This window comes from Lysobacter sp. 2RAF19, from assembly GCF_052115395.1.
Classification (GTDB): domain Bacteria; phylum Pseudomonadota; class Gammaproteobacteria; order Xanthomonadales; family Xanthomonadaceae; genus Noviluteimonas.
Genome location: NZ_JBFRGO010000001.1, coordinates 419174 through 434042, shown reverse-complemented (window position 1 = coordinate 434042; position 14869 = coordinate 419174). Strand labels below are relative to the sequence as shown.

11 protein-coding genes are annotated in these 14869 nt (G+C 67.4%); all 11 read left to right on the top strand.

Going from position 1 to position 14869, the window contains the following annotated elements; genetic code table 11:
- The first annotated feature begins 44 nt into the window (after positions 1-44).
- The 11 genes from dapB to AB4059_RS02170 all read left to right on the top strand — a co-directional run bounded on the left by dapB (position 45) and on the right by AB4059_RS02170 (position 14840).
- Positions 45-776, top strand: a complete 732-nt coding sequence (gene dapB, locus AB4059_RS02220) for a 4-hydroxy-tetrahydrodipicolinate reductase (protein ID WP_498976210.1) — start codon at positions 45-47, stop codon at positions 774-776.
- A 173-nt stretch (positions 777-949) separates the two neighbouring features.
- Positions 950-2092, top strand: a complete 1143-nt coding sequence (gene carA / locus AB4059_RS02215) for a glutamine-hydrolyzing carbamoyl-phosphate synthase small subunit (protein ID WP_498976208.1) — start codon at positions 950-952, stop codon at positions 2090-2092.
- On the top strand, positions 2089-2514 hold the full coding sequence (locus AB4059_RS02210; RefSeq protein WP_498976206.1) for a DUF6973 domain-containing protein: 426 nt from the start codon (positions 2089-2091) through the stop codon (positions 2512-2514). The genes carA and AB4059_RS02210 overlap by 4 nt, the downstream gene beginning before the upstream one ends.
- Before the next feature lie 10 nt (positions 2515-2524).
- Positions 2525-5773 carry a carbamoyl-phosphate synthase large subunit gene (gene carB / locus AB4059_RS02205; RefSeq protein WP_498976204.1) on the top strand — a complete coding sequence of 1083 codons (3249 nt, stop codon included), beginning with the start codon at positions 2525-2527 and terminating at the stop codon, positions 5771-5773.
- Between the two features lie 17 nt (positions 5774-5790).
- Positions 5791-6255: a transcription elongation factor GreA gene (gene greA / locus AB4059_RS02200; protein WP_498962495.1), complete on the top strand. Its 465-nt coding sequence runs from the start codon at positions 5791-5793 to the stop codon at positions 6253-6255.
- A gap of 49 nt (positions 6256-6304) precedes the next feature.
- Positions 6305-7201, top strand: coding sequence for a phosphoglycerate mutase (locus AB4059_RS02195; RefSeq protein WP_498977800.1), 897 nt, complete (start codon positions 6305-6307; stop codon positions 7199-7201).
- Positions 7198-8913, top strand: a complete 1716-nt coding sequence (gene recJ / locus AB4059_RS02190; RefSeq protein ID WP_498976202.1) for a single-stranded-DNA-specific exonuclease RecJ — start codon at positions 7198-7200, stop codon at positions 8911-8913. The genes AB4059_RS02195 and recJ overlap by 4 nt, the downstream gene beginning before the upstream one ends.
- Before the next feature lie 60 nt (positions 8914-8973).
- Entirely contained in the window at positions 8974-11643 is a 2670-nt protein-coding gene (locus AB4059_RS02185; RefSeq protein WP_498976200.1) for a DUF2135 domain-containing protein, read from the top strand.
- 75 nt (positions 11644-11718) lie between these two features.
- Positions 11719-12847, top strand: a protein-coding gene (prfB, locus tag AB4059_RS02180; protein WP_498976198.1) for a peptide chain release factor 2 whose coding sequence is annotated in 2 segments (ribosomal slippage) — positions 11719-11793 and positions 11795-12847 — 1128 coding nt in all. Because the reading frame shifts where the segments join, the coding sequence is not laid out codon by codon here.
- Between the two features lie 13 nt (positions 12848-12860).
- A complete protein-coding gene (lysS, locus tag AB4059_RS02175; protein ID WP_498976196.1) occupies positions 12861-14381 on the top strand; it encodes a lysine--tRNA ligase in 1521 nt (506 codons plus the stop codon).
- 81 nt (positions 14382-14462) lie between these two features.
- Positions 14463-14840, top strand: a complete 378-nt coding sequence (locus AB4059_RS02170) for a PilZ domain-containing protein (protein WP_498976194.1) — start codon at positions 14463-14465, stop codon at positions 14838-14840.
- Positions 14841-14869: the final 29 nt, after the last annotated feature.

The following is a 14869-nucleotide window of genomic DNA, read 5'->3' as shown; positions in this document are numbered from 1 at the left end:
CCTCACGCGTGCGCGGACAAAGCACTTCCGTTAGCCTCACCCGCATGGACGAACCCCTCACGCCGGCTTCACCGATTCGACTGCTGGTTCACGGCGCCAACGGACGCATGGGCCAGGCGCTGCTGCGGCTGGCGGCCGAGCGGCCGGAGACCTTCAGCGTCGTGGGTGCGGTCTCGCGCAAGGTGGGGCAGCGCGTGATCGACGGCGTGCCGCAATTCGCATCGAGCGAACTGGCCGCCGCACCCGATTGCGACGTGGTGGTCGACTTCAGCCTGTCCGAAGCGTTCGACGGCATCCTCGCGCATTGCGCCGGCAAGGGATGCGCGCTGGTCAGCGGGACGACGGGGCTGTCCGAATCGCAGATCGCCGCGCTCGACGCGGCCGGCGCGCGCATCCCCGTGTTGTGGGCGTCGAACTTCAGCCTCGGCGTGGCGGTGCTGGCCGACCTGGTCGAACGCGCCGCGCGTGCGCTGCCCGGGTGGGACGTCGATATCGTCGAACAACACCACGTGCGCAAGCTCGACGCGCCCTCGGGCACGGCGCTCACCCTCGGCGATGCCGCGGGGCAGGGCGGCGCGATCCCGCGCTATGCATCGTTGCGCGCCGGCGACATCGTGGGTGAGCACACGGTGCAATTCACGACCCTGGGCGAGCGCATCGAGCTGATCCACCGCGCGACCAACCGCGACATCTTCGCCCGCGGCGCCCTCCACGCCGCCGCCTGGCTCGCGCGCCAGCCGCCCGCGCGCTACCGGATCGGCGACCTGCTGGGCTGATCGCCGCGGGGCTGCCCGGCGGCATCGTTTGTCGGAAGCGTCCGGCATCGGTACAATCCCGGCTCGCCTGCCACCTGCCAGCACGGACCGGAAGAAACGCCGCGTTCGCGCTTTGCTGCAACCTCTCATCAGGGGTTCGCGCCAGGGGCATCCCCCCGACATAGGCGAAGCCCGTGATCCCAACCGCACTCCTCGCACTCGAAGACGGCACGATCTTCGAGGGCGTTTCCGTCGGCGCGCCCGGCCTGTCCGTCGGCGAAGTGGTGTTCAACACCGCGATGACCGGCTACCAGGAGATCCTCACCGACCCCTCCTACGCGCGCCAGCTGGTCACGCTGACCTATCCCCACATCGGCAACACCGGCTGCACCGACCAGGACGATGAAGCCCGCCAGGTCTGGGCCGCCGGCCTGATCGTGCGCGACGTCCCGCGCCGCCCGAGCAACTGGCGCAACCAGCAGGCGCTGCCGGAGTGGATGAAGCAGCGCGGCGTGGTGGCCATCGCCGACATCGACACCCGCAAGCTCACGCGCCTGCTGCGCGATCGCGGCGCCATGAACGGCGCGCTGCTCGCCGCGTCGGCACCCGGCGAAGTCCTGGACGTCGACAAGGCGATCGAAGCGGCCCGCAAGTTCCCCGGCCTGAAGGGCATGGACCTGGCCAAGGAAGTCAGCACGCGCACGGCGTACGGCTGGCGCGAAGGCCAGCTGGACCTGGACCGCAACGTCTTCGTCGACACGCCGTCCAAATACAAGGTCGTGGCCTACGACTTCGGCGTGAAGCAGAACATCCTGCGCATGCTGGCCGAGCGCGGTTGCGACGTCACCGTCGTGCCGGCGCAAACCCCGGCCGACGAAGTGCTCGCGATGCAGCCCGACGGCGTGTTCCTGTCCAACGGCCCCGGCGACCCGGCCCCGTGCGATTACGCGATCGATGCCATCCGCACCTTCGTCGACCGCAAAGTCCCGACCTACGGCATCTGCCTGGGCCATCAGCTCCTCGGCCTGGCCATCGGCGCGACGACGAGCAAGATGAAGTTCGGCCACCACGGCGCGAACCACCCGGTGATCGACCTGGATTCCGGCCGCGTGATGATCACTTCGCAGAACCATGGGTTCGCGGTCGATGAAGCCTCGCTGCCGAAGAATGCGCGCGTGACGCATCGTTCCCTGTTCGACGGTTCCAACCAGGGCATCGCGCTCACCGACGCACCGGCCTTCTCCTTCCAGGGCCATCCGGAAGCGAGCCCCGGCCCGCACGATGTCGCGCCGCTGTTCGACCGCTTCATCGATGCGATGGAGGCACGCGCGAAGTGAAGCGCCCGTCCCGTCGCCTGCGGGTGTTCGCCGCCGCCTTCGTGGTGCTGGCCGCCTATCCGGCGTTCGTGCTGGGCACCGTGTACGCGCATTGGTTCGGCGCCAACCTGCCCGGCGGTCGCAACGGACCGGCGGATGCGTATCGCCACACGCTCGCGAGCGCGACCGTCGCCTACACCACTTCGCCGCGCCTGGTCGACTTCGTGACGCGCGTGATGGAACGCGACGGGCAGGGCAGCCCGATGCGCTGGATGGATGCGCACAACAACCGCATCGGCGCGCGCATCGGCACGCAAGCGGGCAGTTGGAACGACATGCAGGCGCGCGTGCGCGCCGCGATCGACGCCGGCGCCATCGGCGCCACCGACCAAAACCAGATCACCTGGCTGCCGCGCGAGCGGTGGCAGGACCGAATGTACTGAAGGGCGAGAAATGCCGAAGAGAACCGACCTCAAGACCATCCTCATCATCGGCGCGGGCCCGATCGTCATCGGGCAGGCGTGCGAGTTCGACTACTCCGGCGCGCAGGCCTGCAAGGCGCTGCGCGACGAGGGGTATCGCGTCGTGCTCGTCAACAGCAATCCGGCGACGATCATGACCGACCCGGAGATGGCCGATGCGGTCTACATCGAGCCGATCAACTGGCAGACGGTCGAGAAGATCATCGCCAAGGAAAAGCCCGACGCGCTGCTGCCGACCATGGGCGGCCAGACTGCGCTGAACTGCGCGCTGGACCTGGCCGACAACGGCGTGCTGGAGAAGTACAACGTCGAGCTGATCGGCGCCAAGCGCGACGCGATCCGCATGGCCGAAGACCGCGAGTTGTTCCGTGTCGCGATGTCCGAGATCGGCCTGGAATGTCCGAAGGCCGCGGTGGCGCGCACCTTCGAACAAGCCGTCGAGATCCAGACGACCGTCGGCTACCCGACGATCATCCGTCCCTCGTTCACGCTCGGCGGCACCGGCGGCGGCATCGCCTACAACAAGGAAGAATTCGAGGAGATCGCACGGCGCGGCCTCGAACTCTCGCCCGTGCACGAAATCCTCGTCGAGGAATCGGTGCTGGGCTGGAAGGAATTCGAAATGGAAGTGGTCCGCGACACCGCGGACAACTGCATCATCGTCTGCTCGATCGAAAACCTCGATGCGATGGGCGTGCACACCGGCGACTCGATCACCGTCGCGCCGGCGCAGACGCTCACCGACAAGGAATACCAGCGCCTGCGCGATGCGTCGGTCGCGGTGCTGCGCAAGATCGGCGTCGACACCGGCGGCTCGAACGTGCAGTTCGGCATCAACGCGCAGACCGGCCGCGTGGTCGTGATCGAAATGAACCCGCGCGTGTCGCGTTCCTCGGCGCTGGCCTCGAAGGCCACCGGCTTCCCGATCGCGAAGGTCGCCGCCAAGCTCGCGGTGGGTTACACGCTCGATGAACTGCGCAACGAGATCACCGGCGGCAAGACGCCGGCCTCGTTCGAACCCACGATCGATTACGTCGTCACCAAGATCCCGCGCTTCGCGTTCGAAAAATTCCCGGCCGCCGATGCGCGCCTGACCACGCAGATGAAGTCGGTCGGCGAAGTGATGGCGATCGGCCGCAGTTTCCAGGAGTCCTTGCAGAAGGCGCTGCGCGGCCTGGAGACCGGCAAGGTCGGCCTGGATCCCACCGGCCTGGACCTGTCGAACGAAGACGACCTGGCCAAGATGCGCCGCGAACTCAAGGAGCCGGGCCCGGAACGCATGTTCCACCTCGGCGATGCCTTCCGCGCGGGCATGTCGGTCGAAGACGTGCATGCGCTGTCCTTCGTCGATCCGTGGTTCCTGGACCAGATCGAAGAACTGATCGCGATGGAACGCGATGTCGTCGCCGCGGGCCTGGACGGGCTCGATGCGCGCCACCTGCGCCAGCTCAAGCGCCGCGGTTTCTCCGACGCGCGCCTGGCGCAGTTGGTCGGCACCAACGAATCGGCCGTGCGCGCACTGCGCAAGGCCTTCAACGTGCGCCCGGTGTACAAGCGCGTGGACTCGTGCGCGGCCGAATTCGCCACCAGCACCGCATACCTGTATTCGACCTACGAGGACGAATGCGAAGCGCAACCCACCTCGCGCGACAAGATCATCGTCCTCGGCGGCGGCCCCAACCGCATCGGGCAGGGCATCGAGTTCGACTACTGCTGCGTGCACGCGGCCATCGCGCTGCGCGAAGACGGGTTCGAGACCATCATGGTCAACTGCAACCCGGAAACCGTTTCGACCGATTACGACACCTCCGATCGCCTGTACTTCGAGCCGCTGACGCTCGAGGACGTGCTGGAAATCGTCGAACTCGAACAACCCAAGGGCGTGATCGTCCAGTACGGCGGTCAGACGCCGCTCAAGCTGGCGAAGGCGCTGGAAGCCAACGGCGTGCCGGTGATCGGTACCTCGCCCGATTCGATCGACCTGGCCGAAGACCGCGAACGCTTCCAGCACCTGGTCACCGACCTGCAATTGCTGCAGCCGCCCAACGGCACGGCGCGCAACCACGACGAAGCGCTCGCCATCGCGCGCAACATCGGCTATCCGCTGGTCGTGCGCCCGAGCTACGTGCTCGGTGGACGCGCGATGGAGATCGTGTATTCCGACGCCGACCTCTCGCGCTACATCCGCGAGGCGGTGAAGGTCTCCAACGATTCGCCGGTGCTGCTCGACCGCTTCCTGGACAACGCGGTGGAAGTGGACGTCGACATCATCGCGGACAAGGACGGCAACGTGCTGATCGGCGGCGTGATGGAGCACATCGAGGAAGCCGGCGTCCATTCGGGCGACTCCTCGTGTTCGCTGCCGCCGTATTCGCTGTCGGCGCAGACGCAGGATCGCTTGCGCGAACAGGTCGTCGCGCTCGCCAAGGCGCTGAAGGTCGTCGGCCTGATGAACACGCAGTTCGCGATCCAGCAGAACGACGACGGCGAAGACACCATCTTCCTGCTCGAAGTGAATCCGCGCGCCTCGCGCACGGTGCCCTTCGTCTCGAAGGCCACCGGCGTTGCGCTGGCGAAGATCGCCGCGCGCTGCATGGCCGGCAAGACGCTGGCCGAGCAGGGCGCGACGAAGGAAGTCGTGCCGGGCTACTACTCGGTGAAGGAAGCGATCTTCCCGTTCGCCAAGTTCCAGAACGTCGATCCGATCCTCGGGCCGGAAATGCGTTCCACGGGCGAAGTGATGGGCGTGGGGCGCAGCTTCGGCGCCGCCTTCGCGCGCGCGCAGGAGGCCGGCGGCATCAAGGCGCTGCCGCCGACGGGCAAGGCGTTCATCTCCGTCCGCGATCCGGACAAGGTGCGCGTGCTGTCGGTCGCGCAGGACCTGGTGCGCCGCGGCTATGCGCTCGTCGCCACCGGCGGTACCGCGGATTTCCTGCGCACCAACGGGCTGGAATGCGCGAGCATCAACAAGGTGATCGAGGGCCGGCCGCACATCGTCGACCTGATCAAGAACGGCGAGATCGTGTATATCGTCAACACGACCGAGGGCAAGCAGGCGATCGCCGACTCGTTCTCGATCCGGCGCGAAGCCCTGCAGCATCGCGTCACGTACTCGACCACCATCGCGGGTGCCCGCGCGCTGCTGAATTCGCTCGACCATCGCGGTGCGGGCGACGTCAACGCGCTGCAGGCGCTCCACCAGGAATTGAAGCAAGCATGAGCACGACGCGGGCACCCATGACGGCCAAAGGCGCGCTGCGTTTGCGCGCGGAACTGGAAGAACTCAAGTCGGTGAAGCGGCCGGCGGTGATCCACGCGATCGCCGAGGCGCGCGCGCACGGCGACTTGAAGGAAAACGCCGAGTACCACGCCGCGCGCGAGCAGCAGGGGTTCATCGAAGGCCGCATCAAGCAGCTCGAAGCCGAGCTCTCGCATGCGCAGGTGATCGACGTGTCCTCGCTCAACGCCGGTTCGCGCATCGTGTTCGGCGCGGTCGTCGAGCTGGCCGATGCCGACAGCGGCGAAGAGAAGAAGTACCAGATCGTCGGCGACCTGGAAGCCGACATCAAGCTGGGCATGATCGCGATTTCCTCGCCGGTGGCGCGTGCGCTGATCGGCAAGCACGAAGGCGACACGGTCACCATCGAAGCGCCGGCCGGGCAGCGCGAGTACGAAATCGTCGCGGTCAGCTACGAGGCCTGAGGACGTGACGGCCCAGGCGGCGTCGGCGACCTTCCTGTTGCCGGCGCGCATGCGCTTCGGCGGGCAGGCGATGTCGCCCGGGCTGGCGACGGCATTGGGACGCGCCGATCGCAGCACTGTCGACGCCGGCGAGCGTGCGCAGTTGTTGCGCCATTTCGAATTGTTGCCGCGCGGCTGGCCCGTCGCGGCGATCACGCGTGCGTTCGACGCGAACGACGCAAACCTCGGTGCGTGGTTGCGCGCCGATCCGGCCTTCGTCCGCCCCGATCTCAACGGCGCGCGTTTGCTCGCCTGCGGCGACGCCCTGCAACTGACGCAAGCCGATGCCGATGACTTGCTCTCGGCCTTGCGCCCCTTGTTCGGCGATTCGGGCATGCCCATCGATGCGCCGCGCCCCGCACGCTGGTATCTGCGTTTGCCGCGCGAGGCGAAGCTGCCGTCGATGGCTTCGCCAGACGAAGCGCTGGGTGCGGATTTGTTCGACCATCTTCCCGAAGGTCCGGAAGGCCGCCGCTGGCGTGCGCTGTTGAGCGAGGCGCAAGTGGCGCTGCACCAGCATCCGTTGAATGCGCAGCGCCAGGCCGCGGGGAAGCCGCCGGTGAATTCCCTGTGGTTCTGGGGCGGTGGCGTGTCGCCGGATCACGTGACCACATCGCACGCGCTGGTGGAGTCCAACGAAGTCACGCTGCGTGCGTTGGCGAAGTCGGCGAAGATCGATGGCATCGACCTGACGGCGAAGCTGGGCATTGCGGGCCTCGTCGATCTGCGTGCGTTGCGTGATCTTCGCGAACTCGAGACACATTGGTTGGAGCCAGCCTTGCAGCGCCTGCGCATGGGCGGGCTGACCACGCTGCAGCTGGATTGCGAGGACGGCGCGCAGTTCACGCTGCAACGCAAGCAACGTTGGCGCTTCTGGCGCAAGCCGCTGAAGGCCTTCGACGCATGACGATGCTGCGTCGCATCGTCCGTCGCCCGGAGATCACGCCGCAAGGCGATTGGCCCGACCACGTGCCGATGCTGCTGCGTCGCCTCTATGCCACGCGCGGTGCCGCGGACTTCGATACGGCGCGGCCAAAGCTGGCCCGCCTGCACGCGCCCGACACGCTGGGCGGCATGGACGCGGCGACTGCGTTGCTGCGCGATGCGATCGTGCAGGGAAAACACATCGTGGTCGTCGGCGATTTCGATTGCGACGGCGCGACGGCCTGCGCGGTCGGCGTGCGCGGCCTGCGCATGTTGGGTGCGCAACGCGTGTCGAATGCGGTGCCCAATCGTGCGGTGCATGGCTACGGATTGTCGCCGGGCTTGGTCGATGATCTGGCGGCGCTCGCGCCCGACCTGCTCGTCACCGTGGACCACGGCATCGCGTGCCACGCCGGCGTTGCCGCGGCGCGTGCGCGTGGCTGGCAAGTGCTCGTCACCGACCATCATCTTCCCGGGCAGACGCTGCCCGATGCGCACGCGATCGTCGATCCGAACGTGCGCGGCGACGGCTTCCCGAGCAAGGCGCTCGCCGGCGTCGGCGTGATGTTCTACGTGCTGCTCGCATTGCGTGCGCGCTTGCGCGCGGAAGGCTTGCCGAGTGAGGCCGACCTCACCACGCTGCTGGACCTCGTCGCCGTCGGCACCATCGCCGACCTGGTGCCGCTGGACGCGAACAATCGCGCGCTCGCGGGCGCGGGCTTGCGTCGCCTGCGCGCGGGGCAGGGATGCGCAGGCCTCCAGGCCCTGATCGAAAGCAGTGGCCGCGACGCGCGCACGCTGACGGCCTCCGACATCGGCTACGCGCTCGCGCCGCGCATCAATGCGGCGGGCAGGCTGGAAGACATGGCGCTCGGCATCGAGTGCCTGCTCACCGACGATCCGGCGCAAGCCCGCCATCTGGCGGGCGTGCTCGGCGAAATCAACGCCGAGCGCAAAGGCGTGCAGCAACAGATGACCGACGAAGCCGAGGCCGCGCTCGCGCGCGTCGCGCTCGAAGGGACGTTGCCACCGGTGCTGTGCCTGTTCGATCCGGCCTGGCATCCGGGCGTCGTGGGCTTGGTGGCTTCGCGCATGAAGGAACGCGTACATCGTCCGGTCGTGGCCTTCGCGCCCGCCGAGCCGGGGAGCGATGCGCTGCGCGGGTCCGCGCGTTCGATCGCCGGCCTGCATATCCGCGATGCACTCGCGGCGGTCGATGCCGCGATGCCGGGCCTGATCCCGCGCTTCGGCGGCCACGCGATGGCCGCGGGCCTGAGTCTTTCGCATGACGGGCTCGATGCCTTCGCCCATGCCTTGCGTGCGCACGTCGAAAGCGTGCTCGATCCTGCGCTGCTGCAGGCGCAGGTCGTCAGCGATGGCGCGTTGCAAGCGCACGAGTTCGATCATGCGAGCGCGCAGTGCCTACGCGATGGTGGGCCCTGGGGCCAGGCGTTCCCCGAACCTTTGTTCGATGGCGTGTTCGACGTCGTGGGCCACAGGGTCGTGGGCTTGCGGCATCTGAAGTTGTCCCTGCGGACGCCGGGCCGCGCCGCGCCCATCGACGCGATCCACTTCAATGGGTGGACCGGCACGCCGCCCCCCGCACGCGTGCACCTGGCCTATCGCCTGGCGGTGGACGACTACCGCGGTGGGAACGCCGTGCAGCTGATCGTGGAATACGCGATCGACGCCTGACCCCGATTGCGCGACCCGTGCGTTGAAGGGGAACATCACGGGCCAGACAGGGGGATTCGCATGCACCGTTCCATCGTCGCGGGGATCGCGTGCGCGATCGCCTTCGCCATCGGGTTGTCGTCGCCTGTCTCCAATGCGCAGGACATCACCGCGCCGGTCGTGCGGATCGGCGGGGATGCCAAAGGGCTGCTACCCATCCAAGTGCGTGCAATCGGCGACACCGTCGATCGCGCCGGGCCGATCGAGCGCAGGACGATCACGCTGGCCCTGCGCAATCGCAACCCACGGGTGCTCGAAGGCACCCTGGAATTTCCCCTCGCCGCGGGGCAGCAGATTGTCGGCTTCGCGCTCGATATCGACGGGCAGATGCGCGAGGCCGTGCCCGTGCCCAAGGACAAGGGGCGGCAAGTCTTCGAAGCGATCGAACGACGCGGCGTGGATCCGGGTTTGCTCGAACAGACGGCGGGCAACAGCTTCCGGCTGCGGGTGTATCCCATTCCCGCGCAGGGCGAGCGTCGCGTGCGGCTGGTCATCGATCGGGAGATCGCCGGCAATGCCAAGTCGGCGAAGGCGGCGTGGAGCGCGCGCCGCGATGACGGCCAGGCCTATGTCCTGGGGCAGGTGCAGGTCGGCAAGCCTGCGTTCGCGCAACGCGCGATGCCCGCGCGCGTGCAGATCCTGTGGGATGCGTCGGCCTCGGCGGGCCTGCGCGACCATGGACCCGACTACCTGATGTTGCATCAGTACCTCAGTGCGATGGGCGCGGGCACGGTGACGGTGCGCCTGTTGCGCGACGTGGGTGAAGACTTCGGCACCTTCGAGATCCGCAACGGCGATGGGTCTGCGCTGGAACGCAAACTCAAGTCCGTGGTCTACGACGGTGCCACCGATCTCGCCGACTGGACGCCACGCGCGGATGTCGACGAATACCTGCTCTTCAGCGACGGGCAGCGCACCTACGGCGAACGCGCCGTGCCGCAACTGGGGGCGAAACAACGGCTGTACGCCATCGCGCCGGTCGGCGCCGGAGTCGATACCGTGCGCCTTGCGACGCTCGCGCAACAGCGCAACGGGCGACTGGTCGGCGGATTCCACGCAGGCATCCTGAATCCGGCCGATCCGCTGTTGCGCGACGGCCTGCGCATCGTCGGCCTCGCGCCGCATGGCCTCACCGATGTCGAAGTACCCGGCCGTTTCATCGACGACGGGCTCCTGCGCGTCGCCGGGCGCGCGACGCAATCCGGCGCTTACGTCGATGTCACGCTCGACGACGGGGCAGGGCAGCGCATCGTGCGCGTGGACATGCCGATGACAGGTCCGTCGCATCCGCAGGTCGCGTCGCTCTGGGCGAATTGGAAACTGCGTGCCCTGTCCGCCGATCCGGAACGCAATGTCGTGCAGATCGCACGCATCGGCCAGCAGTTCGGCATCGTTACGCCGGGCACGTCGCTGATCGTGCTCGAGAACGCCGAGGACTACGTGCGTTACGACATTCCCGCGCCGGCCGCGTTGCGCGCGGAAGTGGCGCAGATTCGCGTCATGCGGGAGCAGGAGCGCGAGCAGAATCGTGCCGAGCGCCTCGACAGCGTCGCGGAGAAGTTCGCGCAGCGCATCGATTGGTGGGAACGCAAGTTCCCGAAGGACGCGCCGAAGGCGAAGGTCGCCATGGAAGCCGATCGCGCAATGCGCGAACGACGCGAGGACGCGGCCGCCGCGATGGCGCCGATGGCCGCACCGGCCATGGCGGCGCCGCCTCCGCCGGCGGCGATGGAGAGCCTCGATTACGTCACCGTCAGTGAAAACGCAACGACGAGCGCGCCTGCCGCCACCATCACCCTGCAGCCCTGGCAATCCGACGCGCCTTACGCGCGCCGGCTGCGCGAAGCGAACCCCGCGCAGATCTACGCGCTTTACCTGGACGAACGCGACGCGCACGCCGACAGCACCGCCTTTTACCTCGACGTCGCCGACATCCTCCTTGCGAAGGGCCGTCGCGACGAAGCCTTGCGCGTGCTGTCGAACCTGGCCGAGATGCAACTGGAAAGCCGCCACGTGCTGCGCGTGCTCGGCTATCGGTTGATGCAGGCCGGTGAAGCCGCGCGCGCGGTCGAAGTGTTCCGCAAAGTCCTCGCGATGGCCGACGAAGAGCCGCAGAGCCATCGCGACCTCGGCCTCGCGCTCGCGGCAACGGGTCAGCGGCAGGACGCGATCCGCTACCTCTACGACGTCGTCGCCACGCCATGGGACGGCCGATTCGACGAAGTGGAACTCGTCGCGCTCAACGAACTCAACGCCATCGTCGCGACCAGCCCGACGCCGCTGGACACCGCCTTCGTCGACCCGCGCCTGCGGCGCAACCTGCCGGTCGATCTGCGTGCCGTGCTCGCCTGGGACAGCGACAACAGCGACATGGACCTGTGGGTCACCGACCCCAACGGCGAGCGTTGCTACTACGGCAACCGCCTGACCCGGCAGGGCGGGCAGTTGTCCGACGATTTCACCGGCGGCTACGGCCCCGAGGAATTCCTGCTGCGCGACGCAAAGCCCGGCAAGTACCGCGTGGAGGCGAACTTCTACGGCGACCGCCAGCAGATCGTCACCGGCGCCACGACCCTGATGCTGACCCTCACCACCGGGTGGGGCACGCCCGCGCGCAAGGACCAGGCGGTGACCCTGCGCCTGAACGATGCGAAGGAGACGGTCCTGGTCGGTGAGTTCGACGTGCAGTGAGGCCGCCGCGGCAGCCGGGGGACTTCCCCCGGCTGGTATCATTCGCGACCGAACGCAACACCTCGCAAAGCACCCATGATCGAACTTAATCCCATCCGCCAGCGCATCGCCGACCTCACCGGTCGGCTGGATGCGCTGAGGGGGTATCTTTGACTACGACGCCCGCAAGGAGCGTCTGGAAGAAGTCAACCGCGAACTGGAAAGCCCGGATGTCTGGAACGACTCCGAACGCGCGCAGGCCCTCGGCCGCGAGCGCAGCTTCCTGGACAAGACCGTCAACGGCATCCGCGACCTGACCGAAGGCCTGGCCGGCGCGAACGAGCTGCTGGAACTGGTCGAGATGGAAAACGACGAGGAGACGTACAACGCCATCGTCGCCGACGTCGAGCGCTACGCCAAAGGCGTGGACCAGCTGGAATTCCAGCGCATGTTCTCCGGCAAGATGGATTCGCATTCGGCCTTCGTCGACATCCAGGCCGGCGCCGGCGGCACCGAAGCGCAGGACTGGGCGGAAATCCTGTTGCGCATGTACCTGCGCTGGGCCGAGTCGCGCGGTTGGAAGACCGAACTGCTCGAAGTCTCCGGCGGCGAAGTGGCGGGCATCAAGTCGGCGACCTTCCGCGTGGAAGGCGATTACGCCTACGGCTGGCTGAAGACGGAAATCGGCGTGCATCGCCTCGTGCGCAAGTCGCCGTTCGATTCCGACAACCGCCGCCATACCTCGTTCACCTCGGTGTTCGTTTCGCCGGAAGTGGACGATTCGATCGACATCGACATCAATCCGGCCGACCTGAAGACCGACGTCTATCGTTCCTCGGGCGCCGGCGGCCAGCACGTCAACAAGACCGAATCGGCGGTGCGCATCACGCACGTGCCCAGCGGCATCGTGGTGGCCTGCCAGACCGAACGCAGCCAGCACGCCAACCGCGACCGCGCGATGAAGATGCTGGCGGCCAAGCTGTACGAGGCCGAGATCCAGAAACGCAACGCCGAGAAGGATGCGCTGGAAGCTACCAAGTCCGACATCGGCTGGGGCAGCCAGATCCGCAACTACGTGCTGGACCAGAGCCGCATCAAGGACCTGCGCACCGGCATCGAACGCAGCGACACGCAGAACGTGCTGGACGGCGACCTCGACGAGTTCATCGAGGCCAGCCTCAAATCCGGGCTCGAAGCCGGCTCCAAGCGCAGCGACGCAGCCTGATCCGAAGAACACGATGACGATGACCGACGACACCCAGCCGCAACACGACGAAAACCACCTGATCGCCGAGCGCCGCGCGAAGCTCGCGCAGTTGCGCACGCAGGGCAACGCGTTCCCGAACGACTTCCGTCGCGAGGACCATGCCGGCGACCTGCAGGCCGATTACGCCGACGCCGAAACCTGGACGGGCGAAGCGCTGGAAGCGCAGGGCCGCCGCGTGAAACTCGCCGGCCGCATGCTCGCCAAGCGCGTGATGGGCAAGGCGGCGTTCGCGCAGGTGCAGGATGTCAGCGGTCGCATCCAGTTGTTCCTGCAGTCCAACACGCTCGGCGAAACCTACGAGGCCTTCAAGGGCTGGGACGCGGGCGACATCCTCGCGGCCGAAGGCACGCTGATGCGCACCAAGACCGGCGAGTTGTCGGTCAAGGTCGATGCGCTGCGCCTGCTGACCAAGTCGCTGCGCCCGCTGCCGGACAAGTGGCACGGCCTGGCGGATGTCGAGCAGCGCTATCGCCAGCGTTACGTCGACCTGATCGTGACGCCCGAGGCGCGCGATGTGTTCGTCAAGCGTTCGCAGGTCATCGGCGCGATCCGTCGCTGGCTCGACGCGCGCCGCTTCCTGGAAGTGGAAACGCCGATGATGCATTACATCGTCGGCGGCGCCACCGCCAAGCCGTTCACCACGCACCACAACGCACTGGGCCTGGACCTGTTCCTGCGCGTGGCGCCGGAGCTGTACCTCAAGCGCCTGGTCGTGGGCGGTTTCGAGCGCGTGTACGAGATCAACCGCAATTTCCGCAACGAAGGCGTCAGCACCCGGCACAACCCGGAGTTCACGATGCTGGAGTTGTACGAGGCCTACGCCACGTACGACGAAGTCATGGACCTGACCGAGGACATGATCCGCCACGCCGCGCAGGAAGCCATCGGCACCACCGCGCTGACTTGGGAAGGCAATGCGATCGACATCGGCCCGCGCTTCCGTCGCTGGAAGCTGGAAGAAGCCGTGCGTGAGCACAATCCCGAAATCACCGTCGCCGATTGCCGCGACCGCGCCGCGCTCGCGCGTCATTGCGAGCGTTTGCGCATCCCGGTGAAGCCGGGTTACGGCTGGGGAAAGCTGCTGCTGGAAATTTTCGAAAAGACCGTGGAAACCGGCCTGATCCAGCCGACCTTCATCACGCACTATCCGGTGGAAGTCTCGCCGCTGGCGCGCGAATCGGACTCCGAACCCGGGATCACGGATCGCTTCGAGCTCTTCGTCGGCGGCAAGGAGCTCGCCAACGGCTTCTCCGAGCTGAACGATCCGGAAGACCAGGCGGCGCGTTTCCGCGCGCAGGTCGAGGCGAAGGAAGGCGGCGACGACGAGGCGATGCACTACGACGCCGACTACATCCGCGCCCTCGAAGTCGGCCTGCCGCCGACCGGTGGCCTGGGCGTGGGCATCGATCGCCTAGTCATGCTGCTGACCGACTCGGACTCGATCCGCGACGTGCTGCTGTTCCCCTACATGCGGCCGGAAGCGCACGGTTGAGCGCTTTTGGCGGCCGGGATGTCCGCTGGTGGTGCCCTTGCCCGTAGAAACCGGGAACAGGGGACGCATCGGCGGTACACCATGGGCATGGCGCCGACGGCGCAGTCCGACATCCGACGCTCGCGCGTGTACGTGGAGGGCGAGGCGCTCATTCGAGGGCCGGAAGGCGACTTCCGCGCGCCCTTGCACGACCTGTCGATCTCCGGTCTTCACATGCTCCGTCCGCCGGGCTTCGCCTTGCGCGTGGGGCAGGCGGTGGAGGTCGAGGTGCGTTGCGGGCCGGCGGAGGCGGGGATCGAGTTCCTCCTCATGGCGCGCGTTGCACGCACCGATTCGGATACCGTGGGCCTGCGCTTCGCACCGATGCCCGACCGCATGGTGCGGACGCTGGAACGCGTGCTTTCGCGTTACGGCACCCTGCACACGGGCGGCCCCGACGAACGGCGGGGGCGCCGTTGATCCCTTGCGTTGCGGACGCCGTCGCGGAT

Excerpts from the sequence above, each read along its gene's own strand:
- dapB (WP_498976210.1), top strand. The coding sequence starts at position 45 with ATGGACGAACCCCTCACGCCGGCTTCACCGATTCGACTGCTGGTTCAC.
- carB (WP_498976204.1), top strand. The coding sequence starts at position 2,525 with ATGCCGAAGAGAACCGACCTCAAGACCATCCTCATCATCGGCGCGGGC.
- greA (WP_498962495.1), top strand. The coding sequence starts at position 5,791 with ATGACGGCCAAAGGCGCGCTGCGTTTGCGCGCGGAACTGGAAGAACTC.
- AB4059_RS02195 (WP_498977800.1), top strand. The coding sequence starts at position 6,305 with ATGCGCTTCGGCGGGCAGGCGATGTCGCCCGGGCTGGCGACGGCATTG.
- recJ (WP_498976202.1), top strand. The coding sequence starts at position 7,198 with ATGACGATGCTGCGTCGCATCGTCCGTCGCCCGGAGATCACGCCGCAA.
- AB4059_RS02185 (WP_498976200.1), top strand. The coding sequence starts at position 8,974 with ATGCACCGTTCCATCGTCGCGGGGATCGCGTGCGCGATCGCCTTCGCC.
- lysS (WP_498976196.1), top strand. The coding sequence starts at position 12,861 with ATGACGATGACCGACGACACCCAGCCGCAACACGACGAAAACCACCTG.
- AB4059_RS02170 (WP_498976194.1), top strand. The coding sequence starts at position 14,463 with ATGGGCATGGCGCCGACGGCGCAGTCCGACATCCGACGCTCGCGCGTG.